Annotated in this window: 21 protein-coding genes; 10 read left to right on the forward strand and 11 right to left on the reverse strand. The window is 66.7% G+C overall.

Annotated features, from left to right (window positions below; genetic code table 11):
* Positions 1 to 32 precede the first annotated feature (32 nt).
* The 7 genes from paaN (at position 33) to BLW83_RS10335 (ending at position 8,233) form a co-directional block, all read left to right on the forward strand.
* A complete protein-coding gene (gene paaN / locus BLW83_RS10305) occupies positions 33 to 1,682 on the forward strand; it encodes a phenylacetic acid degradation protein PaaN (RefSeq protein ID WP_090848190.1) in 1,650 nt (549 codons plus the stop codon).
* 38 nt (positions 1,683 to 1,720) lie between these two features.
* Positions 1,721 to 2,866: an ABC transporter substrate-binding protein gene (locus BLW83_RS10310; RefSeq protein ID WP_090848106.1), complete on the forward strand. Its 1,146-nt coding sequence runs from the start codon at positions 1,721 to 1,723 to the stop codon at positions 2,864 to 2,866.
* Between the two features lie 96 nt (positions 2,867 to 2,962).
* On the forward strand, positions 2,963 to 3,835 hold the full coding sequence (locus tag BLW83_RS10315; protein ID WP_090848107.1) for a branched-chain amino acid ABC transporter permease: 873 nt from the start codon (positions 2,963 to 2,965) through the stop codon (positions 3,833 to 3,835).
* Positions 3,836 to 3,839: 4 nt separating this feature from the next.
* On the forward strand, positions 3,840 to 4,796 hold the full coding sequence (locus tag BLW83_RS10320) for a branched-chain amino acid ABC transporter permease (RefSeq protein ID WP_090848108.1): 957 nt from the start codon (positions 3,840 to 3,842) through the stop codon (positions 4,794 to 4,796).
* Positions 4,793 to 5,590, forward strand: a complete 798-nt coding sequence (locus BLW83_RS10325; protein ID WP_090848109.1) for an ABC transporter ATP-binding protein — start codon at positions 4,793 to 4,795, stop codon at positions 5,588 to 5,590. Before BLW83_RS10320 ends, BLW83_RS10325 begins: the two co-directional genes overlap by 4 nt.
* Complete coding sequence (locus tag BLW83_RS10330) at positions 5,584 to 6,285, forward strand: ABC transporter ATP-binding protein (RefSeq protein ID WP_090848110.1); 702 nt, start codon at positions 5,584 to 5,586, stop codon at positions 6,283 to 6,285. Before BLW83_RS10325 ends, BLW83_RS10330 begins: the two co-directional genes overlap by 7 nt.
* A gap of 1 nt (position 6,286) precedes the next feature.
* The gene (locus BLW83_RS10335) at positions 6,287 to 8,233 is read left to right on the forward strand and encodes a 3-hydroxyacyl-CoA dehydrogenase NAD-binding domain-containing protein (protein ID WP_090848111.1); all 1,947 of its coding nucleotides are present in this window, start codon (positions 6,287 to 6,289) and stop codon (positions 8,231 to 8,233) included.
* Positions 8,234 to 8,466: 233 nt separating this feature from the next.
* Here the strand turns inward: BLW83_RS10335 and paaZ are convergent, their stop codons facing one another.
* The 9 genes from paaZ to BLW83_RS10380 all read right to left on the reverse strand — a co-directional run bounded on the left by paaZ (position 8,467) and on the right by BLW83_RS10380 (position 17,322).
* Positions 8,467 to 10,530: a phenylacetic acid degradation bifunctional protein PaaZ gene (paaZ, locus tag BLW83_RS10340; RefSeq protein WP_090848191.1), complete on the reverse strand. Its 2,064-nt coding sequence runs from the start codon at positions 10,528 to 10,530 to the stop codon at positions 8,467 to 8,469.
* 57 nt (positions 10,531 to 10,587) lie between these two features.
* The gene (locus BLW83_RS10345; protein WP_090848112.1) at positions 10,588 to 11,337 is read right to left on the reverse strand and encodes a Phenylacetic acid catabolic protein; all 750 of its coding nucleotides are present in this window, start codon (positions 11,335 to 11,337) and stop codon (positions 10,588 to 10,590) included.
* Positions 11,338 to 11,344: 7 nt separating this feature from the next.
* Positions 11,345 to 12,421 (reverse strand): 2Fe-2S iron-sulfur cluster-binding protein, encoded by a 1,077-nt coding sequence (locus BLW83_RS10350; RefSeq protein WP_090848113.1) that lies wholly within the window; start codon positions 12,419 to 12,421, stop codon positions 11,345 to 11,347.
* Positions 12,422 to 12,449: 28 nt separating this feature from the next.
* The gene (gene paaD / locus BLW83_RS10355) at positions 12,450 to 12,974 is read right to left on the reverse strand and encodes a 1,2-phenylacetyl-CoA epoxidase subunit PaaD (protein ID WP_090848114.1); all 525 of its coding nucleotides are present in this window, start codon (positions 12,972 to 12,974) and stop codon (positions 12,450 to 12,452) included.
* A gap of 4 nt (positions 12,975 to 12,978) precedes the next feature.
* Positions 12,979 to 13,743: a 1,2-phenylacetyl-CoA epoxidase subunit PaaC gene (gene paaC / locus BLW83_RS10360; protein WP_245728775.1), complete on the reverse strand. Its 765-nt coding sequence runs from the start codon at positions 13,741 to 13,743 to the stop codon at positions 12,979 to 12,981.
* A gap of 11 nt (positions 13,744 to 13,754) precedes the next feature.
* Positions 13,755 to 14,039, reverse strand: coding sequence for a 1,2-phenylacetyl-CoA epoxidase subunit PaaB (paaB, locus tag BLW83_RS10365; RefSeq protein WP_090848116.1), 285 nt, complete (start codon positions 14,037 to 14,039; stop codon positions 13,755 to 13,757).
* 79 nt (positions 14,040 to 14,118) lie between these two features.
* The gene (gene paaA / locus BLW83_RS10370; RefSeq protein WP_090848117.1) at positions 14,119 to 15,117 is read right to left on the reverse strand and encodes a 1,2-phenylacetyl-CoA epoxidase subunit PaaA; all 999 of its coding nucleotides are present in this window, start codon (positions 15,115 to 15,117) and stop codon (positions 14,119 to 14,121) included.
* Between the two features lie 17 nt (positions 15,118 to 15,134).
* Entirely contained in the window at positions 15,135 to 16,340 is a 1,206-nt protein-coding gene (gene pcaF / locus BLW83_RS10375; RefSeq protein WP_090848118.1) for a 3-oxoadipyl-CoA thiolase, read from the reverse strand.
* Positions 16,341 to 16,506: 166 nt separating this feature from the next.
* Entirely contained in the window at positions 16,507 to 17,322 is an 816-nt protein-coding gene (locus BLW83_RS10380) for a PaaX family transcriptional regulator C-terminal domain-containing protein (RefSeq protein WP_245728777.1), read from the reverse strand.
* A gap of 482 nt (positions 17,323 to 17,804) precedes the next feature.
* On the opposite strand from BLW83_RS10380, the gene BLW83_RS10385 reads away from it, so the two are divergent.
* On the forward strand, positions 17,805 to 19,514 hold the full coding sequence (locus BLW83_RS10385) for an FAD-dependent monooxygenase (RefSeq protein ID WP_177172545.1): 1,710 nt from the start codon (positions 17,805 to 17,807) through the stop codon (positions 19,512 to 19,514).
* 43 nt (positions 19,515 to 19,557) lie between these two features.
* On the opposite strand, the gene BLW83_RS10390 is transcribed toward BLW83_RS10385, so the two are convergent.
* Together BLW83_RS10390 and BLW83_RS10395 are read right to left on the reverse strand one after the other, a co-directional pair.
* Positions 19,558 to 20,424, reverse strand: coding sequence for a fumarylacetoacetate hydrolase family protein (locus BLW83_RS10390; protein ID WP_090848121.1), 867 nt, complete (start codon positions 20,422 to 20,424; stop codon positions 19,558 to 19,560).
* A 25-nt stretch (positions 20,425 to 20,449) separates the two neighbouring features.
* Positions 20,450 to 20,830, reverse strand: a complete 381-nt coding sequence (locus tag BLW83_RS10395; RefSeq protein ID WP_090848122.1) for a nuclear transport factor 2 family protein — start codon at positions 20,828 to 20,830, stop codon at positions 20,450 to 20,452.
* 214 nt (positions 20,831 to 21,044) lie between these two features.
* Here BLW83_RS10395 and BLW83_RS10400 point away from each other — a divergent pair, with 214 nt between their 5' ends.
* Entirely contained in the window at positions 21,045 to 21,512 is a 468-nt protein-coding gene (locus tag BLW83_RS10400) for an Lrp/AsnC family transcriptional regulator (protein WP_090848123.1), read from the forward strand.
* A 190-nt stretch (positions 21,513 to 21,702) separates the two neighbouring features.
* Positions 21,703 to 24,384: an alpha-ketoglutarate dehydrogenase gene (mdeB, locus tag BLW83_RS10405; protein WP_090848124.1), complete on the forward strand. Its 2,682-nt coding sequence runs from the start codon at positions 21,703 to 21,705 to the stop codon at positions 24,382 to 24,384.
* Positions 24,385 to 24,393: the final 9 nt, after the last annotated feature.

Consider the following 24,393-nt stretch of genomic DNA (forward strand, 5'->3'; position numbering starts at 1 on the left):
TGCCGGTGGGGAACCGGCCGGGAGGATGCGACATGACCGGATTTTTCGACCGCCATCGGGCGATGCTGGAAACGGCCGTGCAGGCGCTGCATACGCGCGGCTACTGGACCCCCTTCCCCGAGATTCCCAGCGGGAAATTCTATGGCGAGACCGCAAAGGCAGACGGTCAGGCCGCTTTCGCCGCCTTGCAGGGCGGGAACTTCGACCTGCCGGGCCATCCCGAATCGCACCGCCTGGGGGCCGAAATCTCGCCTTTCGGGCCGGCGCTGGGGATTGCCTATCCGGCGGCCGATGCCCCTGCCCTGATCGCCGCGGCCACGGCTGCCGCGCCCGCGCTGGCTGATGTCGGCCCCAAGGCGCGGGTGGGGGTCTGCATCGAGATCCTGACCCGGCTGAACCGGATCAGCTTTCTGCTGGGCCATGCCACGATGCACACCACCGGGCAGGCATTCGCCATGGCGTTTCAGGCCGGCGGTCCCCATGCCCAGGATCGCGGGCTCGAGGCCGTGGCGATGGCCTGGAATGAAATGACCCGATTCGCGACCGAGGCCCGCTGGGAAAAGCCGCAAGGCAAGGCCGCGCCCATCGTGCTGGAAAAACGCTGGGCGCTGGTGCCTGCGGGGATCGCGCTGACCATCGGCTGCAACACCTTCCCGACCTGGAACAGCTATCCCGGCCTGTTCGCCAGCCTCGCCACCGGCAACCCGGTGATCGTCAAGCCGCATCCTGCCGCCATTCTGCCGCTTGCGCTGACCGTGCGGGTCGCGCGCGAGGTGCTGGCCGAGGCCGGCCTGCCCGCCGACGCGGTGCTGCTGGCCGTGGATGCACCGGGGGCCGAGATCACCAAGCCCCTTGCCACCGATCCGGCGGTAAAGCTGATCGACTATACCGGCTCGAACGCCTTCGGCGACTGGCTGCGCGGGAATGCCGCCCAGGCGCAGATCTTTACCGAAGAGGCGGGGGTCAACAGCATCGCCATCGCCGCCACCGACGATTTCTCGGGCATGTGCGCCAATCTGGCCTTTTCGCTGTCGCTCTATTCAGGGCAGATGTGCACTGCGCCGCAGAACATCTACATTCCCCGCGACGGGATCGACACCGATCAGGGCCGCCAGAGCTTTGACGAGGTGGCGGGCGGCATCGCCGCGGCCATCGACGCCCTGCTTTCCGATCCCGCGCGCGCCGCCGGGATCTGCGGCGCCATCGCCAACCCCGCGACGCTGGCCCGCATCGACACCGCCCGCGGCCTTGGCCGGGTGATCCGCGATTCTGCCCCGGTGGGACAGGGGCGCACGGCCTCGCCCCTGCTGCTGGCCGTCGCTGCCGGCGATCCGGTGGCCGAGGCAGAGTGTTTCGGCCCGGTGGCGTTTGTGGTCGCCACCCGCGACGCCGACGAAAGCACTGCGCTGGCGTCAAGCCTTGCCGCGCGCAAGGGCGCGATCACGGCCGCGCTTTACGACACGGACGAGCCGCGCATTGCCCGCGCCGTCGCGGCCTTTGCGCGGGCCGGGGTGAATCTGTCCGTCAATCTGACCGGCAATATCTTTGTCAACCAGTCGGCTGCCTTCAGCGATTTCCACGTCACCGGCGCCAATCCCGCCGGCAATGCCAGCCTGACCGACACGGCCTTTGTCGCCACCCGCTTTCACCGGGCGATGTGGCGACGGCCGGCGGCGGCCTGAACCGATTTTCACCAAAGTTTCTGGGAGGAGACGCAAGAATGAAAAAGACCCTGATTCCCGTTGCACTTGGCCTTGCGGCCAGCCTGGGCCTGACGACGGCCGCGCTGGCCGACATCAGGCTGGGCGCCAGCATCTCGGCCACCGGACCGGCCGCGTTCCTGGGCGACCCCGAGGCGAAGACGCTGGAAATACTGGTTGAGCAGCTGAACGCAGCCGGCGGCATCGGCGGCGAAAACATTGCGCTGGTTCTGTATGACGACGCGGGCGATCCGAACAAGGCCCGCACCTTTGCCACCCGCCTGGTCGAGGACGACGAGGTGGTGGCGATCATCGGCGGCACCACCACCGGCACCTCGATGTCGATCCTCGCGGTGGCCGAGGACGCCGAAATCCCCTTTATCTCGCTGGCCGGCGCCATCGACATCATCGACCCGGTAAAGCGCCACACCTTCAAGACCCCGCATACCGACCGCATGGCCTGCCAGAAGATCTTCGAGCACATGCAGGGCCAGGGCTTTACCGGGATCGGCCTGATCTCGGGCACCGACGGGTTCGGCGCCTCGATGCAGGCGCAGTGCAAGGACGTGGCGGGCGATTTCGGCATCCAGATCGTTGCCGACGAAACCTATGACCCGAAAGACGCCGACATGACGGCGCAGCTGACCAAGATCAGGAACACCGCCGGCGTGCAGGCGGTGCTGAACCCCGGCTTTGGCCAGGGCCCGTCCATCGTGACGCGCAACTATCGCCAGCTCGACATCGGCCTGCCGTTCTATCAGTCGCACGGGGTGGCCTCGGACGGGTTCATCGAACTGGCGGGCGCGGATGCGGCCGAGGGCGTGCGCCTGCCGGGCACCGCGCTGCTGGTCGCGGATCTGCTGGCCGATGACGATGCGCAAAAGCCGGTCGTCACCGCCTACAAGGCCGCGTTCGAGGGCAAGACCGGCACCCCGGTCGGCACGTTCGGGGGCTATGCCCATGACGCCTTCATGATCCTGACCGACGCCATCGCCCGCGCCGGGACGGCCGAGCCAGCGGCGATCCGCGACGCGATCGAGGCGACCACGGGGCTGGCCGGCACCACCGGCATCTACAGCTTTACCGCCACCGATCACCTTGGGCTGGATCTGTCGGCCTTTCGCATGCTCGAGATCAGCGGCGGCAAGTGGACGCTGGCCGAATGATCCCGGCTGCGGCCCCTGTCCGGTGGCGGGGGCCGTTCGCGGCCGCACCCGCCGTCCGCATCCGTTAAAGTCCCGCATCCTGCGCCCGGAGGCCCCATGTCGGAACTTCTGCAATTTCTGTTTTCGGGGGTGACGGTCGGCGCGGTCTACGCGCTGGTCGCCCTTGGCTTCACCATCATTTACAACGCATCCGACGTGGTGAATTTCGCCCAGGGCGAATTCGTCATGCTGGGCGGCATGATCACCTGGTTCGCCCATGCCGCGGGCCTGCCGCTGCCGCTGGCCGCGCTGATCGCGATCGCGGCGACCGCGGCGCTTGGCGTGGCGATGAACAAGCTGGCGATCGAACCCGCACGCGGCGCGCCGGTGGTTTCGCTGATCATCATCACCATCGGCGCCTCGATCTTCATCCAGGGCGCGGCGCAGCTTGTGTTCGACAAGCAGATCCACAGCTTTCCGGCGTTCTCGGGCGACGATCCGATCCGGATCGGGGGCGCGACCATCCTGCCGCAAAGCCTGTGGGTGATCGGCGGCGCACTGGCGACATTCGTCGGGCTGTGGGTGTTTTTCACCCGCACGCTGCTGGGCCGGGCGGTGCTGGCGACCTCGAACAACCGGCTGGCCGCGCAGCTGGTGGGCATCAACACCAATTTCGTGATGACGCTTTCCTTTGCGCTTTCCGCCGGGATCGGCGCGCTGGCGGGGGTGTTGGCCACGCCGATCACGCTGACATCCTATGGCGTCGGCATCGGCTTTGCGCTCAAGGGTTTTGCCGGCGCGATGCTGGGCGGCATGGGCAACCCAAAGGGCGCACTGGTGGGCGGCTTTGCCATCGGCCTGATCGAGGCGATGACGGCGGGCTATCTGTCCTCGCAATACAAGGACGCAGCGGCGTTCATCATGATCCTGCTGGTGCTGTTCTTCATGCCGCAGGGTCTTTTCGGCCGCAAATCGACGGATCGGGTGTGACGCCATGAAACTTTCCGCGAAAACCGCGACCCTGCTGGTGCTGGCGCTCATGATCGCCGTCACCCCGTTCTTCTTCCCTTCGGGGTATTATTACCGCGTCGGCGCGCTGATCTTTGTCAACGGAATCGCCGTGACCGGCATCGTGATCCTGACCGGCTATGCGGGGCAGATCAGCCTTGGCCATGCCGGTTTCGCGGGGATCGGCGCCTATGCCTGCGCCCTCGCGCCGGTTCACCTTGGGCTGCATCCGGCGCTGGCGGTGGTGCTGGGCGCGGCGATTTCCGCCGTGCTGGCATGGCTGGTGGGGCGGCCGATCCTGCGGCTCAAGGGGTATTACCTTGGCGTGGCCACGCTGGGCTTCGGCATTCTCGTGTCGATGGTGCTCAACAACGAGCGCGACCTGACCCGCGGCCCGGACGGAATCGACGTGCCCGAACTGGGGCTGCGGGCCGTCCTCAAGGGCTGGGGGCTGGACATGACCAACGGCCAGTTCTGGTATTTCTTCTGCGGCCTGATCCTGATCCTGGGCGCGTGGCTGGCGCTGAACCTGTATGACAGCCCCACCGGCCGCGCGCTGCGGGCGCTGCACGGATCCGAGATCGCGGCGCGGACGGTGGGCGTCGACGTGGCGCGGATGAAGCTGCAAGCATTCGTCATCTCGGCGGTCTATGCCTCGGTCTCGGGCTCGCTGCTGGCGCTTCAGAACAAGTTCATCACCCCGGATGTGGCGGGGTTCATGCATTCGATCGAGATGGTGACCATGGCCGTCCTTGGCGGAGTCGGCTCGATACTGGGCGCGATACTCGGCGCGGGGATCCTGACGCTTTTGCCGCAGGTGCTGACCGTCTTTGCCGAATACGAGCAGCTCGTGCTGGGCCTGGTGATGATGCTGGTGATGATCTTCCTGCGCGAGGGGCTGCTGCCCTCGATCCTGCGCAGGCTGAGGGGGACGGGCGAATGACACGCGACAGCAATCGGGCGCTTCTCTCGGTCGAGGGGCTTGGAATCTCGTTCGGCGGGCTCAAGGCCGTGCATGACGTCAGCTTTACCGTGCAGCCGGGCGAGATCGTCTCGGTCATCGGTCCGAACGGGGCGGGCAAGACCACCCTGTTCAACATGATCTCGGGCATCTACCAGCCCGGCCTGGGCAAGGTGAGGCTTGCGGGCGAGGATGTGACCGGCATCGAGCCGCATCTTCTGGCGCAGCGGGGGATGAGCAGGACGTTCCAGAACCTGCAAATCTTTCAGTCGATGACCGTGCTGGAAAACGCCGTCACCGGCTATCACCTTGCGGAACGCGGGCCGGTGCTGGCGGATCTGCTGGGGCTGGCGTCGTCGCGCAGGCGGGCGCGGGCCTCGGACGAAGGCGCGCGCAAGCTGCTGGCCCGCGTGGGGCTTGAGCGCGCGGCCGAACGCGAGGCGGGGAACCTGTCCTACGGTTCGCTCAAACGGCTGGAAATCGCGCGGGCGCTGGCGCTGAACCCCAAGATCCTGCTGCTGGACGAACCCGCCGCCGGCTGCAACGCCGTGGAAACCGAAGAAATCGACCTGCTGATCGCCGAGGTCGCGGCCTCGGGCGTGGCCATACTGCTGGTCGAGCATGACATGAAGATGGTCATGCGGATTTCCAGCCATATCGTGGTTCTGGACCACGGCGAAAAGATCGCCGAGGGCGAGCCGGCGACGGTCAGCCAGAACCCGGCGGTGATTGCCGCCTATCTGGGGGCCGAGGAACCGGAGGCCGTGACATGCTGACGATCGAGGGACTGCGTTCGCGCTATGGGCGTATCGAGGTGCTGCACGGCATCGACCTGCGCGTCGATTCGGGCGAGATCGTCACGGTGGTCGGGGCGAATGGCGCGGGCAAGACCACGCTGCTGCGCTGCCTGTCGGGGGTGCAGCCGGTCACCGGCGGCGCGATCACGTTTCGGGGCGAGACGCTGACCCCGGTTCCCGCCTACCGGCGCCTGCGCCGCGGGCTGGCCCATTCGCCCGAGGGGCGGCAGATCTTTACCAACCTGTCGGTCGAGGAAAACCTGCGGCTCGGTGCCTTTCTGTTCAGCGATGCGCGGGTCGAAAAGGACATGGACGACGCGTTCCAGATGTTCCCGGTGCTGAAGCAAAAGCGCAATCTGGCGGCCGGGGGGCTGTCCGGCGGGCAGCAGCAGATGCTGGCCATGGCGCGGGCGCTGATGGGGCGGCCCTCGTGCCTGCTACTCGACGAGCCCTCGATGGGTCTGGCGCCGATCATCGTCGCGCAGATCTTCGACGTGGTAAGCGGGCTCAAGGCGCTGGGCGTGACCGTGCTGCTGGTCGAGCAGAATGCCTTTGGCGCGCTCAAGATCGCCGACCGCGGCTATGTGATGGAAACCGGCTGCATCACCATGCAGGGCGACGCCTCTGAACTTATCGCCGATCCGCGCATCCGCGCCGCCTATCTGGGAATCTGACATGACAGCAAGCATCGCACGCCACGGGGACATCGCCACCGTCACCATCGACAACCCGCCGGTGAACGCGCTGGGGCAGGCTTTGCGTCAGGCGTTGTGGGATGCGGTGGCCGCGCTGGACGCCGACCCCGCCGTGCGCGCGGTGGTGTTGCTGTGCGCGGGACGCACCTTCATCGCCGGGGCGGATGTCAGCGAATTCGGCAAGCCGCCGGTAGAGCCGCATCTGCCCGAGCTGGTCGACCGGATCGAGGCTGCGGCAAAGCCGTGGATTGCCGCGATCCACGGCTCGGCCCTGGGCGGCGGCTTTGAAATCGCCATGGGCTGCCGCTTTCGCGTGGCGGATCAGGCGGCCTCGGTCGGGCTGCCCGAGGTGAACCTGGGCATCGTTCCCGGCGCCTCGGGCACGGTGCGCACCCCGCGGCTGGCCGGGGTTGCGGCGGCGGTCGAGCTGGTAACGACGGGCCGTCCGGTAAAGGCCGCGCGGGCGCGGGCCATGGGCCTGATCGACGCCGTGGTCAGCGGCGATCTGCGGGCCGAGGCGCTGGCCTTTGCCCGTCAGGCGCTGGCCCGGCCGCTGCCGCCGCCGGTGTCGCAGCGCGCGATCGCCCCGGTGGACGCGGCTTTCTGGGCCGAACAGGAAGCCGCTGTCGCCCGGCGTTCAAAGGGCGCGGCCGCCCCCCTGCGCGCGCTGGCCTGCCTGAAAATGGCCGCCGAGGCATCTTTCGCCGAGGCGCTGGCACATGAGCGGGCGACTTTTCTAGAGCTGCGCGGCTCGGAACAGGCGGCAGCGCTGCGGCATGTCTTTTTTGCCGAGCGCGCGGCCCTCAGGCCCGCCCATCTCAAGGATGCCGCTGCGCTGCCGTTGCATCGCGCGGGCGTGGTCGGGGGCGGGACCATGGGCGCGGGCATCGCCGCCGCCCTGCGCGACGCGGGCCTGCCCGTGGTGTTGATCGAACGCGACGCCGAGGCGGTGGCGCGTGGCCTTGCCAACCTGCAAGCGATCCTTGACGGCGGGGTCAAACGCGGCAAGCTGACCGAGGATCAGGCCGCGGCGCGGATGGCGGGGGTCACGGCCACGACCGATTACGCCGCGCTGGCCGACACCGATCTGGTGATCGAGGCGGTTTTCGAGGAAATCGGCGTGAAACGCGCGGTCTTTGCCGAGCTGGGCCGGACCTGCCGCCCCGACGCGGTGCTGGCGACGAACACCTCTTACCTTGACCCGCGGCTGATCGCCGAGGGGCTGCCGAACCCCGGCCGCTTTATCGGGCTGCATTTCTTCAGCCCGGCCAATGTGATGAAACTGCTGGAAATCATCCCCACCCCCGACACCACCCCGGAAACGCTGGCGACGGGGTTCGCCCTTGGCCGCATCCTGGGCAAGATCCCGGTGCAGGCCGGCATCTGCGAAGGTTTCATCGGCAACCGCATCCTGAAACGCTATCGCGCCGCCGCCGAGGCACTGGTCCGCCAAGGCGTCGCCATCGCCGAGATCGACGCGGCGGCGCGCGAATACGGCTTTGCCATGGGACCGTTCGAGGCGCAGGATCTGGGCGGGCTGGATATTGCATTCCTGCAACGCGAAGGCGCGCGGGCCGCGGGTCGGCAGCTGCCGGAAACGCTGGGCGATATTCTGGTGCGGGCGGGCCGCAAGGGGCAAAAGACCGGCGGCGGCTGGTATGACTATGCCCCGGGCGAACGCCGGCCGCAGCCCTCTAGCATGGTCGCAAGGCTGCTGGCCGGTCATGTCCAGGCCGCCGCGCCGATGGATCGCGCGGCCATCGCCAGCCAGCTGGTGGGCGAAATGGCGGCCGAGGGCGACGCGATCCTGAATCAGGGCATCGCCCGTCAGGGTTCTGACATCGACCTTGTGAAAATCCACGGCTACGGCTTTCCACGCTGGCGCGGCGGTCCCATGTTCGCCACCCGCAAACGCCCGGCCCCGTAACGCATAGGGCAAGGCGCAGGCTTTGGGGCGGGCGGCGGGAACACCTGCCGCCCGCCTTTTGACTGCCCCCTGCCCCCCTGCCCGCCTGCCGCCGGATTAGCCCGGACCGTGGACACCACCGCGACGGCCGCCGCGCAGCTCGCCCATCCTTTCGGAAAACCTCTGCCACGGACTGAACCGGGGCAGGCGCGTTACGCTTGCCCCGGGGTTCATTCATGCAGGCCCGTTGGACGTCAGGCCGCCGCCGGCCACTGTTTGGCGACCATGGTCAGCACGTCGTATTGCGCCACCACCGCGCCGTTCTGGTTGGTGACCTGACAATCCCAGCGGACCTCGCCATGGTCGGCATTGGCGCGCGGGTTGATCTCTTTGCAGGTCAGCCGCACCTGCAAGCTGTCGCCGAAATAGACCGGGGTAAGAAAGCGCAGATTATCCACCCCGTAGTTGGCCAGCACCGGGCCGGGGTTCGGCTCGACGAACAGGCCGGCGGCGAACGAGGCGACCAGATAGCCATGCGCCACCCGGTCGTCGAAGAACGGATTCGCCTTGGCCGCCGCTTCGTCCATATGGGCGTAGAACGTGTCGCCGGTGAAATGTGCGAAATGCTCGACATCTTCCAGCGTCACCTTGCGCGCGGCGGTGATCAGCTGGTCGCCGATCGTCAACTCGGCCAGGGATTTGCGGAAGGGGTGGACGCCGTGCTGAACCTCTGCCCCCTCGATCCAGCGGCCGGTGACCGCCGACAGCAGCCGCGGCGCGCCCTGGACGGCGGTGCGCTGCATGAAATGCTTGACGCCGCGGATGCCGCCCATCTCTTCGCCGCCGCCCGCGCGTCCGGGGCCGCCGTGGATCAGCCCGGCCAGCGGCGAGCCGTGGCCGGTCGAGGTTTTCGCCGTCAGCCGGTTGCCGATCAGCACCCGGCCGTGCCAGGGCGCGGCGCCCAGCACCACCTGTTCGGCCACCGCCTTGTCGTCGGTAAAGACCGAGGCCACCAGCGACCCCTTGCCCATGCGGGCCAGCTCCACCGCCTCGGCCAGGCTGTCATAGGGAAGCAGCGTGGAAACCGGGCCGAACGCCTCGACCTCATGCACCGCATCCGCCGCAAAGGGCTTGTCCGCGTAAAGCAGCACCGGGTTCAGGAACGCGCCCGCCGCGCCGTCGCCCGAGCTGACGCGCACCTCGTCGGGGTTGCCGGCGACGATCTCGGCCACGGTTTGCAGGTCGCGGATCCGCTCGCGCACTTCTTGGCGCTGGTCCAGCGACGCAAGCGGCCCCATCCGGGTGCCCTCGGCCGCGGGCAGGCCCAGCGCGGTGTTGCCCAGCCGGTCGCGCAGCGCCTCGACCAGGGCCTGAACCTGCGCGCGGGGGGCGATGATGCGACGGATGGCGGTGCATTTCTGCCCGGCCTTGCTGGTCATCTCGCGCGCGACTTCCTTGACGAACAGGTCGAACTCGGGCGTTCCCGCCACCGCGTCGGAACCAAGGATCGAGGCGTTCAGGCTGTCGGCCTCCATGGTGAAGCGGGTCGAATTCGTGACGATGGCCGGGTGCGATTTCAGCTTGCGCCCGACCCCGGCCGACCCCGTAAAGGTGACCGCGTCCTGCCCGGTCACATGGTCCAGAAGATCGCCGACCGATCCGCAGATCAGTTGCAACGCGCCCTCGGGCAGGATGCCCGTCTCGATGATGCGGCGCACCACCAGCTCCGTCAGATAGGCGGTCTGGCTGGCGGGCTTGACCACGCAGGGCACGCCGGCCAGCAGGGTGGGGGCGATCTTTTCCAGCATCCCCCACACCGGAAAGTTGAAGGCGTTGATATGCACCGCCACCCCGTGCAGCGGCGTAAGAATATGCTGGGCAAGAAAGCTGCCGTCCTGCGACAGCACCTCGATGTCGCCTTCGGTCAGGACGCGGGTGTTGGGCAGTTCCCGCCGCCCCTTCGACGCAAAGGTCAGCATGGTGCCGATGCCGCCTTCGATGTCCACCCAGCCGTCGGCGCGGGTGGCGCCGGTGCGAAAGCTTTCGGTGTAGAATTCTTCCTTCCGGGCCATCAGCGCCAGGCCCAGCGCCTTGAGCATTCCGGCGCGGTCGTGGAACGACATGTCCCGCAGCTTTGGCCCGGCCACCTTGCGGCCATGTTCCAATATATCGGCAAAATCGAGGCCAGAGGAATCGATAAAGGCCACCGGTGCGCCAGTCGCCGCATCCAGCAAGGCGGGGCCTTCGTTCTGGCCGGGCGTCCACGCACCGCAGACATAGCTTTCAAGACGGCGCGGAGTGCGGACCGGGGCGTTCATGGGCATTTCCTCAAATTCGTTCAGATTGACGGCGCGGGCCGGCGCCCGCGCCATGGGTCAAAGACCAAGCGCGGCCAGATGTTCGGCCACCAGCGATTCCCACCGGGCGAGCAGCTGCTCGTTGGGGGTGTGGCGCAGCCCGAACCGGCGCAGGGTGTCGAAGCGCGCCGACCCCGCGACGCCAAAGCCCGCGGCCACCCGCGGGTGCCAATAGGCCAGCGCGGCGCGGGCCTCGTCGCGGTCCACCCGCCCCAGCCCCTCAAGCCCCAGCTCGGCATGGCGCGCCTCGCGCGGGGCGATCTCGCGCAGCACCTCGGCCAGCGGACCGTAAGAGACCCGGGTCAGTTCGGTCATCTGCACCCCGGTGGCGATGCCTTGCAGCACGTTCATCGCCACCGCATCGGCCCAGCCGGTGATGGGATAGTGAAACACCGACAGCCGCATGTCGCCCGCCTGCCGCGCCGCGCCCAGATCGGCGTCGCGGTCAACGCGCGCGGCCCAGTCGTGCTGCGCCTGATAGCGTTTCGCATCGGTGCCGAAGCTTTCCATCACGCCCAGCACCCGCTCGGCATGATCGGCCTTTTCCAGCGTGATCCGGCTGGCGGCGATACGTTCCTTGATGCCGGGGGCGAAATTGATCGACCCCGCAAACCCGGCCGAGGCCGCCAGTTCGCTGTCAACGAAAGAGGACATCATCCGCATCAGCTCGCCCCGATAGCGGGCGGGGACGTTGCCGGGCGCGGTCAGCACGCCGCCCTGCGCAAGATAGTCCTCGATGTTCATCGTGTCGGAAGTGGAGTCGGTCATCGCGTCCTCACTCGTCATAGGTCACGACCACGCGGTCGCTGATCGGGGTCGCCTGGCAGGACAGCACATAGCCCGCCCGCACCTCGTAATCCTCAAGCGCGTGGTTGACGGCCATCTCGACCTCGCCCTCCAGCACCTTGCAGCGGCAGGTGGAACAGACCCCGGCCTTGCAGGAATAGGGCGCGTCCATCTGCGCGGCGATGGCGGCCTCGAGGATCGTCTGGCCGTCGCGGGGCATCTCGAAGCTGCGGGTGGCGCCGTCCAGCGTCACCGTCGCCTGCACGCCCGCGCCGGTCGCCACGGCCGCTTTCGACACCGCTTTCGCCCTTGCCCGGCCCGGCTGGCCGCTGGCGAACAGCTCGAACTTGATCTGCGCGTCGGACAGGCCGTGGTCGCGCAAGCTGCCGGCGATGGCCAGCATCATCGGTTCCGGCCCGCAGATAAAGGCGGTGTCGATCCCTTTCGGATCCAGCCAGTGCTGGAACAGCCCCTTCATCTTTTCCGCGTCGATCCGGCCGGTGAACAGGTCGATCTCTTGCCCTTCCTGCTCAAGCACATGGATGACCGAGAAGCGGCCCAGAAAATAATTCTTCAGATCCTCAAGTTCCTCGCGGAACATGATGCTGCTGATGGTGCGGTTGGCGTAGACCAGCGTAAATCGCGACCTGGGCTCGTCCTCGAGCACGGTCTTGATGATCGACAAAAGCGGCGTGATCCCCGACCCGCCGGCGAATCCCAGATACTGCCTGCTGGCGTCGGGCTGGATGGGGGTAAAGAACTTGCCCATCGGCGGCATCGCCTCGATCTCGTCGCCGGGGGCAAGGTTCTCGTTCGCCCAGGTCGAGAACGCCCCGCCATCGACGCGCTTGATGCCGACCTTCAGGCAGCCCTCGCCGCGCCCGGCACAGATCGAATAGCTGCGGCGCAATTCTTCGCCGTCGAACAGGCGGCGAAAGGTCAGATATTGCCCCTGGGTAAAATCGAAAAGCGCCCGGTCCTCGTCGCGCGGCGCCAGTGTCACCACCACGGCGTCCCGCGTCTCACGGCGCACATCTGTGACTTTCAGCGGATGGAAGCGTGCCATTTGGGTCGTTCCTCGTGAAACGGCATCCTCAGATGCACTTGAAATAGTCGAAGGGTTCCAGACAGTCCTTGCAGCGATAGCTCGCCTTGCACGGGGTCGAGCCGAACTGGCTGATCTTTTCCGTGGCGGTCGAGTTGCAGCGCGGGCAGGCGATCACCAGGTTCGATCCACCCGCGAGCCGCGAGATCCGTCCCAGCAGCCGCCCGTCGGCCGCGGTGCCGTCGACGGGCGGGGCGATGCCATAGGCGCGCAGCTTCTCGCGGCCCTCGCTGGTCAGCCAGTCGGTTGTCCAGGGCGGCGACAGGCGGCGGTCCAGCCGCAGCTTTTCCACCCCCCGCGCGCGCAGGGCGGTTTCAATGTCCAGGTTGATGATCGTGGTCGCCGGACAGCCCGAGTAGGTCGGCGTGACGGTGACGACCAGCGTGTCGTCCTGCCATTCCACGTCGCGCACGATCCCCAGGTCGGTGAGCGAGATCACCGGAATCTCGGGGTCGGGCACCTCGGACAACCAGCGCCACACCTGATCCACGTCGGGTTTGGCCGTGCTGTTCATCGCGCTACCAGGTCGCGCCGGGATAGGCGCGTTGCAGGAACTGCATTTCGGCAAGAATATAGCCAAGGTATTCGGAATGAACGCCTTTCTTGCCGCCCTTGTGCTGATAGACCTCGCCCGGCCAGGTCAGCGTCGCCTCGGCCAGAACCGCGCGCACCGTCTGTTCCCACGCGGGTTTCAGGGACGAGGGCAAGGGGCCGATCCCCGCCGCCGCCACGGCCCGATCAACGTCGTCGTCCATGAACAGCTCGCCCGTATAGGGAAAGAGCAGCGCCAGCGCCCTTTCCATCCGCTCATGGCTTTCGGCGGTGCCGTCGCCCAGACGGATCACCAGTTCCGCCGAGCGTTCCAGGTGATAGGCCACTTCTTTTTCCGCCTTGGCCGCGATTTCGGCCACGCGCGGATCCAAAGAGCTTCGCAGCGCGCGCAGCAGCTCGATATGCCAGGCGTCGAACAGGAACTGCCGCATCAAGGTCTGGCCGAAATCGCCGTTCGGGCGTTCCACCAGCAGGGCGTTGCGAAAAGCCGCCACGTCGCGCAGATAGGCCATCTGGTCGGCGGTCCGGCCCTTGCCCTCGACCTCGGCGGCAAGGCCCAGCCACAGCTGGCACTGGCCGATCAGGTCAAGCGCCTGGTTGGCCAGCGCAATGTCTTCTTCCAGCGCGGGGGAATGCCCGCACCATTCCGAAACCCGATGGCCAAGGATCAGGGCGCTGTCGCCGATCCGTTGCAGCCAGTCGACAAACGCGGTCCGGTCGACCGTTTCCACCGCCGCCCCCATCACATATGCCCGATTTCTTCGGGGATGTCGAAGAAGGTGGGGTGGCGATAGACCTTGCTGTTCGACGGCTCGAACAGCGGCCCCTTTTCGCTGGGCGACGAGGCCGTGATGTCGTTCGAGCGCACCACCCAGATGGAAACACCCTCGTTGCGGCGGGTGTAGACATCCCGTGCGTTGCGGATCGCCATTTCCGCGTCGGGCGCGTGGAGCGATCCGACATGGCGGTGGTTCAGGCCGTGCTGGCCGCGGATGAAGATTTCCCAAAGGGGCCATTCGCTGGACATGTTTTGCCTCCTCCCTCGAAAGCTGGATGTGCGGGGGCGCGGCGCCCGGCGTTCGCGAACCGGGGCGCGCGCGCGTTGATTACTCGGCGGCGACCACGGCCGCGCGGCGGGCGGCCTCGGCCTTTTCGGCATGTGCCATCAGCCCCTCGCGGAACCATGCGCCGTCGTCCCAGGCCTTGACCCTTGCGCCAAGGCGTTCGGCGTTGCACGGCCCGTTGCCGGCGATGACCTCGAAGAATTCCGACCAGTCGGGTTCGCTGAAATCCCAGCCGCCCTTTTCCTCGTTCCAGGCCAGGTTCTCGTCGGGGATGGTCAGGCCCAGATACTGCGCCTGCGGCACCGTCTGATCGACGAATTTCTGCCGCAGCTCGTCATTGGTGTTGATCTTGATCTTCCAGGCCATCGACTGCGCCGAATGCACCGAATCCTTGTCGGACGGCCCGAACATCATCAGCGACGGATACCAGAAGCGGTTGAGCGCATCCTGCGCCATCGCTTTCTGCTCGGGCGTGCCGGCGCACATCTTCATCATGATGTCGTAGCCCTGCCGCTGGTGAAAGCTTTCTTCCTTGCAGATGCGGATCATCGCGCGGGAATAGGGGCCGTAGCTGGTGCGTTGCAGCGGCACCTGGTTCATGATCGCCGCGCCGTCGACCAGCCAGCCGACCGCGCCCATGTCGGCCCAGTTCAGCGTCGGATAGTTAAAGATCGACGAATATTTCATGTTGCCGCTGTGCAGCCGTTCCAGCAGCTCGTCGCGGCTGACCCCCAGCGTCTCGGCGGCCGAATAGAGGTAAAGCCCGTGGCCCGCCTCGTCCTGCACCTTGGCCAGCAGGATCGCCTTGCGTTCAAGCGTGGGGGCGCGGGTGATCCAGTTGCCTTCGGGCAGCTGGCCGACGATTTCTGAATGGGCGTGCTGGCCGATCTGGCGCACCAGCGTCTTGCGATAGCCCTCGGGCATCCATTCCTTGGGCTCGATCTTTTCGCCGCGGTCGATGCGTTCCTGAAAGGCGATTTCCTCGGGCGACATCTCGTCGCGCGATTTCGCGCCTTCGGATTTGACAATCTGTGCATACATGGCTGAATCCCCCCGTTTCAGACGCGTTCGATGATGATCGCGATGCCCTGCCCCACCCCGATGCACATGGTGCAAAGCGCATAGCGCCCGCCCGAGCGGTGAAGCTGATACATCGCCGTGGTGACAAGCCGGGCCCCCGACATGCCCAGCGGATGGCCGATGGCGATCGCGCCGCCATTGGGGTTCACATGCGCTGCGTCGTCGGGCAGGCCGAGGTCGCGCAGAGTGGCCAGCGCCTGGCTGGCGAAAGCCTCGTTCAACTCGATCACGTCCATCTGGCCGATGCTCAGACCGGCGCGGGCCAGCACCTTTCTGGCCGCAGGGGCAGGGCCGATGCCCATGATCCGCGGCTCGACCCCCGCCGCCGCCATGGCGACGATGCGGGCTTTCGGGGTCAGACCCTGGGCTTCGGCCGCTTCGCCCGACAGGATCGCCAACGCCGCCGCCCCGTCATTGACGCCCGAGGCATTGCCGGCCGTCACCGAAAGCTCCGGCCCATTCACGCCCCTGAGCCGCGACAGCGTTTCGGACGTGGTGCCGGGGCGCGGGTGTTCATCGACCGCAAAGACGATGGGATCGCCCTTCTTCTGCGGGATCGTCACCGGAACGATCTCGGCGGCGAAAACGCCGGCCTTCTGCGAAGCCTCCCACCGGGCCTGGCTGCGGGCGGCAAAAGCATCCTGGTCGGCGCGGCTGATGCCAAAGTCGGCCGCCACATTGTCGGCGGTCTGCGGCATGGAATCGACGCCGAACCGGCTTTGCAGCGCCGGGTTCACGAACCGCCAGCCGATGGTGGTGTCATGGACCGCGTTGGCGCGGGAAAAGGCGCTTTCGGCCTTGGGCATCACAAAGGGGGCGCGGGTCATGCTTTCGACCCCGCCGGCGATGACAAAATCGCAATCGCCCGCCTTGATCGCGCGCGCCGCCATACCGACCGCATCCATCCCCGATCCGCACAGCCGGTTCACCGTCGTGCCCGGAACCTCCACCGGCATTCCCGCCAGCAGCACCGCCATGCGGCCGACGTTGCGGTTGTCCTCGCCCGCCTGGTTGGCGCAGCCGAAGATCAGATCATCGACATCCGCCCAGTCCACGTGCGGATTGCGCTGCATCAGCGCCCTGAGCGGCAGCGCGGCCAGATCGTCGGCACGGACCTGGGCCAGCGCCCCGCCATAACGCCCGACCGGCGTTCTGACCGCATCGCAGATGAATGCCTCGCGCATCCGATCCCCTTTCATCCAGTTCGCTGACAGACGGCGATTCTCCCAATTCGCCGACCGATTGGTCAACTTATACGTCGCGACGTGTCACATGAAAAGGGAAAATCCATGATTCGGCGTAATGTTTTGTGATCCGCGAAAACAATCGTTGTAAATCAAGGCGCTGCCGCTAGCCGAGTCCGGCCAGCCGCGCCTCGCTTTCAGGGGTTGTTGCCGGAAGGCGGCCGTCCACCCCCTCGAACCGGGCGGCGACGTGACGCTCGGCGGCGGGAGAAAGGCGGCGATAGAGCCGGCGGAACAGCGCCCGCGCGGCATGGCCCTGCCAGTCCGACGGCAGCACCGCCTGCGGCAGGCGCGGGTCGCGCAGCACCACGTTGCGATAAACATCGACCAGCAGCAGCCGCGCCACCAGCGCATCGCCATCCGACAATGCCTCGCAGCGCAGGCTTTCAAGCGGGGCGAAGCGCGCGATCACCGCCCGGTAACCCGCCTGTAGCGCCGAGAGATCCCAGAACTGCGCCAGTTCCGCGGGGGCGGCCGGATCGGCGGCGTGAAAGACCAGCGCGCCATCGGGGGGCGGCTGGCCGCGGTCGGGGCGCAGAAAGACCTGCCCCCCCATATGGCCCATGCGCATCTGGCGCGCCTTTTCGGCGGTCAGGCCGGGAACATGCAGGATCTGCCAGCCCCGAGGGGCAATATCGGGGGCGAAAAGCAGCGCCGCCGCCTGGTCGAACTCGCGCCGGGCCGAGGCGTCCAGCCGGTAATAGCTGCGCCGCCCCGCCCGCTCGCCCCGCAGGCGCTGCGCCGCGACCAGCCGCGAAACGGCGGTGCGCACCAGCGATTCATTCAGCCCGACCCGCTCACAGATCCCGATCAGGGTTCCCGTCCACAACACCCCTCCGCGCGGCACCACCACATCACCGTAAACCGTGACGATGAACGAGGCCGAATTCAGGCCCAGCCCTTGCAGGAGATATGCGGTCACATCCGTTTTCAGCATCGAAGAATTTCCAGCCCCGACCCGACTGCCGATCCTGACCCCGCGGGTTCCCCTTGAACGAGGAACGCCGCGGGGCAGGTCCAGACACCCATGGCTACATCTTGTGTCGGGACCATGTCTCGCCGATCCGGTCTGCGCCGACCACTCCCTTCGGCAGCAAAATCGTCGAAAGCACAATGGCAGGGCCATGGGGAAATCAGCGGGCCGGGAAATTCCGCTTTCAGCCCGACCCAGGCGGCCGAAACCGGCCCCGTCCCGCCCGGATGCCGGCCCGCGGCCAGGGGACGAACGGCGCGATATGCCGGGAATACGCCCCGCAGCGGTGCAATATACCGCATGTCAGCAAGCCAGCAGAGAAATCTGGGGATAAATACTGCCTTCCCTCGCCTAGTTTTGCCAGCCAGAGGAGAGGCGCGCAGCCGTGCCCAAGCCGGCTCAGGCATCGTCATCAAGGGGAGCAATATATCATGGCCACATCAAACCGCATCGTCATCGTCGGCGCCGGTCCCACCGGGCTTTCAGCCGCCATCCTGCTGCGGCAGCGCGGCCATGATCCGGTGGTGCTGGACCGGCGGCCCAGTCTCAAGGGCTATCCCGCCGCCCATGTCGCCAATACCCGCACGATGGAGATCATGGCCGAGATGGGCGTGGGCGAACGGATCTGGGCCGAGGGCGACACCACGGCGCTGAGCAGCCGCGTGGTCTGGGTCGAAAGCATGGCGGGGCGGGAATATGGTGTCCTGCCGATCCAGGGCGCTGCGCAGGATACGCGCGCGCCGCTGAGCCGGTTCCGTTCCGTGAACATCGCCCAGACGCATATGGAACAGATCCTGCACGACCGGCTGATCGAGCTGGGCGGCTCGGTCCGGTTCGGCCATCGCGTGACGGATGTCCGCAATACCGCAACCGGCGCCGAGGTCACGGTCGAGACCGACGGCGCCACGCAGGTGCTGGACTGCGACTGGCTGTTGGGCTGCGACGGCGCTGGCAGCACGGTGCGGCGGTCCGTGGGCATCGAGATGGAGGGGCCGCCCTCGATCGCGCGCTTCATGACGATCTATTTCCATGCCGATTTCGACCATCTTCGCAAAGGGCGGCGGGCGCTGCTTTACTGGATCGGCGGGCCCGAGGTCCGCGGCGTGTTCATCAGCTTTGACGAGATCGGCCGCAGCTGGGCGATGCTGGTCCCCATCGGCGACGCAAAGGTCGAGGAATTCACCGACGAGGACGCGACCGCGATCATCAACAAGGCCATCGGCACCTTTGACGTGCAGGTCGACCTGGACGCCGTCAGCAGCTGGAACATGAGCGCGCAGGTCGCCAACCGCTATCGCGAGGGCCATGTGCTGCTGGCCGGGGATGCCTGCCACCGCTTTCCGCCCACGGGCGGGCTGGGGATGAATACCGGCGTTCAGGACGCGCATAACCTGGTCTGGAAACTGGATGCGGTGATGTCCGGCCGGGCGGCGCCCGCGCTGCTGGACAGCTACCAGCAGGAACGCCGCCCCATCGCGCAGCGCAACACCGACCAGAGCGTCAGGAACCTGATGAAGATGGCCGCCATCGACGAAGCGCTTGGCGTGCCCACGCTGGCCCCCATCGCGCCCGATGCCGGCAAGGGGCCGATCCGCATTCACGACGGCGCGACGCTTGGCATCGACGGGGACAGCGCCGCGGCGACAGTCAGGCGCGCGGCGGTGCAGGCCGCGGTGGACGATCAGGCCGAGCATTTCGCGCAAGGGGCCGGGATCGACCTGGGCTTTGCCTATGCCGAAGGGGTTGTGGTGGCCGACGGCTCGGCCCCGCCGTCATCGGCGACGACGGAATACCGGCCCGATGCGCATCCCGGCGCGCGCCTGCCCTTCAGCTCGCCCGATGGCAGTTTTGCGGCCTCGACTCTGGGACATGTGGCGCCCGATGCGATCACGCTGTTTGCGCAGGGCGACCAGTGGCAAGGGGTGGCCGAGGCGGCGGCAGGGGCCGGCTTTGCGGTGGTGCTGCGGCGCCTTGGGGCCGAGGGGGTGGATTTCGGCCCGCATGCGGCCGAATTGCTGGGCATCGGTCCGAACGGGGCCGTGGCGGTGCGGCCCGACGGCCATGTGCTGTGGCGCGATGCCGAGGGGCGGGCGCCCCGGACGCTGGCCGACGCCGTGCGGCTTTGCACCGGAACGGCCTGAGGCGCAGGCTTGGCGGCGCAACCGGCGCCGCCACGCGCTTGGGTCAGCCTTCGGCGGTGATGGTGTTTTCGATATGCCCCAGCCCGTCGATCTCGACCCGGACCACGTCGCCGGGTTGCAAAAAGACCTGCGGATCGCGCGCCACGCCGACGCCGGCAGGGGTTCCCGTGGCCAGGATGTCGCCGGGCTTGAGCGTCATGACCTGCGACAGATAGGCGATCTGTTCGTAGATGTCGTGGATCAGCTCGGCGGTCGAGCCGTGCTGGCGTTCCTCGCCATTTACATGAGTGCGCAGGTTCAGGGCGTGCGGATCCGCGATCTCGTGATCCAGCGTCAGCCATGGGCCGGTGGGACCATGCGTGTCAAAGGATTTGCCAAGCGTGATCGTGGTGGTGCGGAACTGCCAGTCGCGGGCCGACACGTCATTCGCCACCATATAGCCGCCGATCACCTCGCGCGCCCTGTCCGCCGGCACGTTGCGGCAGGTCTTGCCGATGACCACGGCCAGCTCGCCCTCGTAATCCACCTTGTCCGAGACCCTGGGCGCCACGACATCGCTATAGGGTCCGGTGATGCAAGAGACCTGCTTGTTGAACCAGATCTGATATTCGGGCGTCGCCATGCCCAGCTTGCCGGCCTCGGCCCCGTGGTCGGCGTAGTTCAGCCCGATGGCCAGATATTTCTCGGGGTCCGGGATCGGCGCGTGCAGGGTCACGTCGCGCAGCGGGATCGGCGTGCCGTCGGCTTTCGTGATGCGGTCAAAGGCCGCCCGCGCGGATTCCCCGGCCTCAAGGAACGCCTTGATCGTTCCGGGAAACGCCGGGTCGATGGCGGCGATGTCGATCAGGTGGTCGCCGAAAACCTTGCCCAGGCGGATCTCGCCCGTGGTGGAATAAGCTGCCAATGGCATGGGAAAACCTCTGCTGTGATGATGTTTATGCGGCCACGGGGGCATTGTGGCAGGTGTTCAGCCGCCAGCCGTCGCTGCTGCGGGACCAGACCTGAGTGGTGATCGCACGCACGTCGATGACCTGACCGCCGTCGCGCACCACGATGGTCTGGATCAGTGGCCCGGTCATCACCGCCGCATCGCCGAAAACGCGGATGGTCAGGGCGCCGCGCTCGATGTTGCGAAAGACGTATTTGTCGCGGAACCCGGCCAGATAGCCGGGCTTGTCGTCGACATGGCCGTTCAGGTGGATATGGACCAGATCCTCGGTCAGCATGGCCGCCAGCGTCGCCTCGTCCGCGTCCATCAGGGCGGCGCAGCGTCTGCTTTCCAGTTCGCGCAGGGTCTCGTGGTCGCCGGTGGTCATGGTTCATCTCTCCTTGGTCTGGCCGCGTGAAAGCCTGTCGCGTCACGTCCCGATGTAAAGCGGCGCAACCGGCCGCGCCGGGCGACTACGCGCATACAGCCATGCTGCACGGGTGGAACCTATGCCGGGTGGGCGAAAATTTCTTGCGGATAACAGCGATAAAGCCCAGTAAATCAGCATAACATATGCCTTATTTCATGAACAGGAGCTTGTTATGCCGCGCCGCCCGCTTGATGCTACTGACCGCCGTATCCTCAATCAGCTGCAAAGGGACAGCAAGCAGACCAATGTCGAACTGTCCGCACGGGTCGGCCTGTCACCCTCGCCCTGCCTCAGCCGGGTAAAGCAGCTGGAAAAGGACGGGTTCATCCGCGGCTATGTCGCATTGCTGGACCCGGAATCGGTGGACCTGTCGATCAACGTGTTCATCCGCGTCACGCTGGAAAAGCAGGTCGAGCGCGCGCTGCAAGTCTTTGAGCAAAAGATGAACGCATTCCCCGAAGTGATGGAATGTTACCTGATGACCGGCGACAGCGACTATCTGGTGCGCGTGATCGTCCCCGACATCCAGGCGCTGGAGCGGTTCATCGTCAAGGAGCTGACGACCATTCCGGGCGTGTCCAACATCCGGTCGAGCTTTGCGCTCAAGCAGGTGAAATACAAGACGGCGCTGCCGGTCTAGCCCATGCGCCGGACCAGCCGTGCCTCCGGCAATATAACCCTGCATCGGCATGAAAACAGGCACGTCATGCCGAGTATTTCCAGAATAACGGCAGATATAGCCGAATTTCTCGCCCCGGCCGCAGCCTTCGGCAACATATTCGGCGCCGGCCGCCCTAGTCTTTCGGAAATCAAGGACAGGACGAGCAACCATGACCCAGTTTCATCCACAAGGGGCCGGCCCCGCCGATCCCGATCCCGTCGAAACGCAGGAATGGATCGAGGCGCTGGCGGCGGTCGCGACCAGTTCGGGCGGCGCGCGCGCGCAGTTCCTGCTGCGCCAGCTCGATGATGTCGCCCGCCGCCACGGCGTCTTTCTGACCGGCCAGCCCTATTCCTCCTATCGCAACACCATCCCCGTCGCGCAGCAGGGCAGCTATCCGGGCGATCTCGAGATGGAGGAACGCATCACCTCGATCATCCGCTGGAACGCGCTGGCGATGGTGGTGCGCGCCAACCAGGCCTATGGCGAATTGGGCGGCCATATCGCCAGCTATGCCAGCGCGGCCGAGATCTTCGAGACCGGCTTTAACCATTTCTTTCGCGCCCGGACCGCGGATTTCGGCGGCGACCTGGTCTATTTCCAGCCCCATTCCGCGCCCGGCGTCTATGCCCGCGCCTATCTTGAGGGCCGGCTGAGCGAAGAACAGCTTGCCAACTATCGCCAAGAGGTCGGCGGCAACGGGCTTTGTTCCTATCCGCATCCGTGGCTGATGCCGGATTTCTGGCAGTTCCCCACCGGCTCGATGGGGCTGGGGCCGATCAGCGCCGTCTATCAGGCGCGCTACATGCGCTATCTGGAAGGGCGCGGGCTGGCCGACACCGCCGGGCGCCATGTCTGGGGCGTGTTCGGCGACGGAGAGATGGACGAACCCGAATCCATCGCCGGGCTGACGCTGGCGGCGCGCGAGAATCTCGACAACCTGACCTTCATCGTGAACTGCAACCTGCAACGGCTGGACGGGCCGGTGCGCGGCAACGGCCAGATCATCCAGGAACTGGAAAGCCTGTTCATCGGCGCCGGCTGGAACGTCATCAAGGTGCTGTGGGGCAGCGAATGGGACGGGCTGTTCGCCCGCGACAAGGATCTGGTGCTGCTGCGCCGCTTTGCCGAAACGGTGGACGGCCAGTATCAGGATCTGGGCAGCAAGGACGGCGACTACAACCGCGCCAAGTTCTTCGACGCCGATCCGGCCACCCGCGATCTGGTCGCCCATATGACCGACGCCGAGATCCACGCCCTGAGGCGCGGCGGCCATGATTTCCGCAAGCTGCACGCCGCCTTTGCCGCCGCCAAGGCGCACAAGGGCCGGCCGACCGTGATCCTTGCCAAGACCAAGAAGGGCTACGGCATGGGCAATGCCGGCGAAAGCCGCATGACCGCGCATCAGTCGAAAAAGCTGGACATGGAGGCGCTGGTCGCCTTTCGCGACCGCTTCAAGCTGCCGCTGTCCGAGGCCGATCTCGAAGCACTGAAATTCTATCGCCCGGCCGAGGACAGCCCCGAGATGACCTATCTGCGCGAACGGCGCGCGGCGCTGGGCGGCTCGATGCCGGAACGCGCGCCCGGCAGCACTACCGGGATCACGGTTCCCGCCCCCGACAGCTACGCCAAATTCGCCCTGGCCGCCGACGGCAAGGAAATGTCCACCACCATGGCCGCCGTGCGCATGATGGGCGGGCTGCTCAAGGACAAGAGCTTCGGCCCGCGCATCGTGCCCATCGTCGCCGACGAGGCGCGCACCTTTGGCATGGACAACCTGTTCCGGCAGGTCGGCATCTATTCCCCCAAGGGCCAGCTTTACGAGCCCGAAGACGCCAGTTCGATGATGTTCTACCGAGAGGCCAAGGACGGCCAGCTGCTTGAGGAAGGCATCACCGAGGCCGGCGCGATTTCCAGCTGGGCGGCGGCCGCCACGTCCTACAGCGTGCATGGCACGCCCACGCTGCCTTTCTACATCTATTACTCGATGTTCGGCTTTCAGCGCATCGGCGATCTGATCTGGGCGGCGGCCGACCAGCGGGCGCGTGGTTTCCTGCTGGGGGCGACGGCGGGGCGCACGACGCTGTCGGGCGAGGGCTTGCAGCACCAGGACGGCACCAGCCAGCTGATCGCCTCGACCATCCCGAACTGCCGCGCCTATGACCCGGCCTTTGCGGGCGAACTGGCCGTCATCATGGATCACGGCATGCGTCGGATGATGCATGACCAGGCGGACGAGTTCTATTATATCACGGTGATGAACGAAAATTACGCCCAGCCGTCGCTGCAACCGGGCACCGAGACGGATATCGTCAAGGGACTCTACAAGCTGGACAGCCGCGGCGATGGGGCGTCGCAAATCCGGGTGCGGCTGCTGGGTTCGGGCACGATCCTGCAACAGGTGATCGCGGCCGCCGACCTGCTGGCCGGCCGCTTCGGCATCGCCAGCGACGTCTACAGCGCCACCAGCTTTACCGAACTGGCCCGCGACGCGCGCGAGGTCGAACGCCGCAACCGTCTGACCGCAGCCGAGCCGCCGCAGGTTTCCCACGCCGCGCTTCTGCTGGCCGGAAAGATGCCGGTGGTCGCCGCCACCGATTATGTCCGCGCCCTGCCGCAGATGATTGCGCCCTATCTGGACGCGCGGCTCATAGCGCTGGGCACCGACGGCTTCGGTCGCAGCGACACCCGCACCGCCCTGCGCGCCTTTTTCGAAGTGGACGCCGCGAATATCGCGCTGGCCGCCATCGAGGCGCTGGTCCACGACGGGCATCTGGGCCGCGCCGTGCTGGTGGGCGCGCTGGCCGAGCTGGGCGCCGATCCCGGCGCGCCCGCGCCGTGGACCGTGTGAAAGAGGGGG

Source organism: Paracoccus alkenifer (assembly GCF_900108405.1).
Taxonomy (GTDB): domain Bacteria; phylum Pseudomonadota; class Alphaproteobacteria; order Rhodobacterales; family Rhodobacteraceae; genus Paracoccus; species Paracoccus alkenifer.

Bases quoted from the DNA above. Each gene is read 5' to 3' on its own strand.
- BLW83_RS10385 (WP_177172545.1), top strand. From the start codon at position 17,805: ATGGCCACATCAAACCGCATCGTCATCGTCGGCGCCGGTCCCACCGGG.
- paaZ (WP_090848191.1), bottom strand. From the start codon at position 10,530: ATGAACGCCCCGGTCCGCACTCCGCGCCGTCTTGAAAGCTATGTCTGC.
- mdeB (WP_090848124.1), top strand. From the start codon at position 21,703: ATGACCCAGTTTCATCCACAAGGGGCCGGCCCCGCCGATCCCGATCCC.
- BLW83_RS10345 (WP_090848112.1), bottom strand. From the start codon at position 11,337: ATGACCGACTCCACTTCCGACACGATGAACATCGAGGACTATCTTGCG.
- paaN (WP_090848190.1), top strand. From the start codon at position 33: ATGACCGGATTTTTCGACCGCCATCGGGCGATGCTGGAAACGGCCGTG.
- BLW83_RS10310 (WP_090848106.1), top strand. From the start codon at position 1,721: ATGAAAAAGACCCTGATTCCCGTTGCACTTGGCCTTGCGGCCAGCCTG.
- paaA (WP_090848117.1), bottom strand. From the start codon at position 15,117: ATGTATGCACAGATTGTCAAATCCGAAGGCGCGAAATCGCGCGACGAG.
- BLW83_RS10350 (WP_090848113.1), bottom strand. From the start codon at position 12,421: ATGGCACGCTTCCATCCGCTGAAAGTCACAGATGTGCGCCGTGAGACG.
- BLW83_RS10330 (WP_090848110.1), top strand. From the start codon at position 5,584: ATGCTGACGATCGAGGGACTGCGTTCGCGCTATGGGCGTATCGAGGTG.
- BLW83_RS10320 (WP_090848108.1), top strand. From the start codon at position 3,840: ATGAAACTTTCCGCGAAAACCGCGACCCTGCTGGTGCTGGCGCTCATG.
- paaB (WP_090848116.1), bottom strand. From the start codon at position 14,039: ATGTCCAGCGAATGGCCCCTTTGGGAAATCTTCATCCGCGGCCAGCAC.
- BLW83_RS10390 (WP_090848121.1), bottom strand. From the start codon at position 20,424: ATGCCATTGGCAGCTTATTCCACCACGGGCGAGATCCGCCTGGGCAAG.
- BLW83_RS10395 (WP_090848122.1), bottom strand. From the start codon at position 20,830: ATGACCACCGGCGACCACGAGACCCTGCGCGAACTGGAAAGCAGACGC.
- BLW83_RS10335 (WP_090848111.1), top strand. From the start codon at position 6,287: ATGACAGCAAGCATCGCACGCCACGGGGACATCGCCACCGTCACCATC.
- pcaF (WP_090848118.1), bottom strand. From the start codon at position 16,340: ATGCGCGAGGCATTCATCTGCGATGCGGTCAGAACGCCGGTCGGGCGT.
- paaD (WP_090848114.1), bottom strand. From the start codon at position 12,974: ATGAACAGCACGGCCAAACCCGACGTGGATCAGGTGTGGCGCTGGTTG.
- BLW83_RS10325 (WP_090848109.1), top strand. From the start codon at position 4,793: ATGACACGCGACAGCAATCGGGCGCTTCTCTCGGTCGAGGGGCTTGGA.
- BLW83_RS10315 (WP_090848107.1), top strand. From the start codon at position 2,963: ATGTCGGAACTTCTGCAATTTCTGTTTTCGGGGGTGACGGTCGGCGCG.
- BLW83_RS10400 (WP_090848123.1), top strand. From the start codon at position 21,045: ATGCCGCGCCGCCCGCTTGATGCTACTGACCGCCGTATCCTCAATCAG.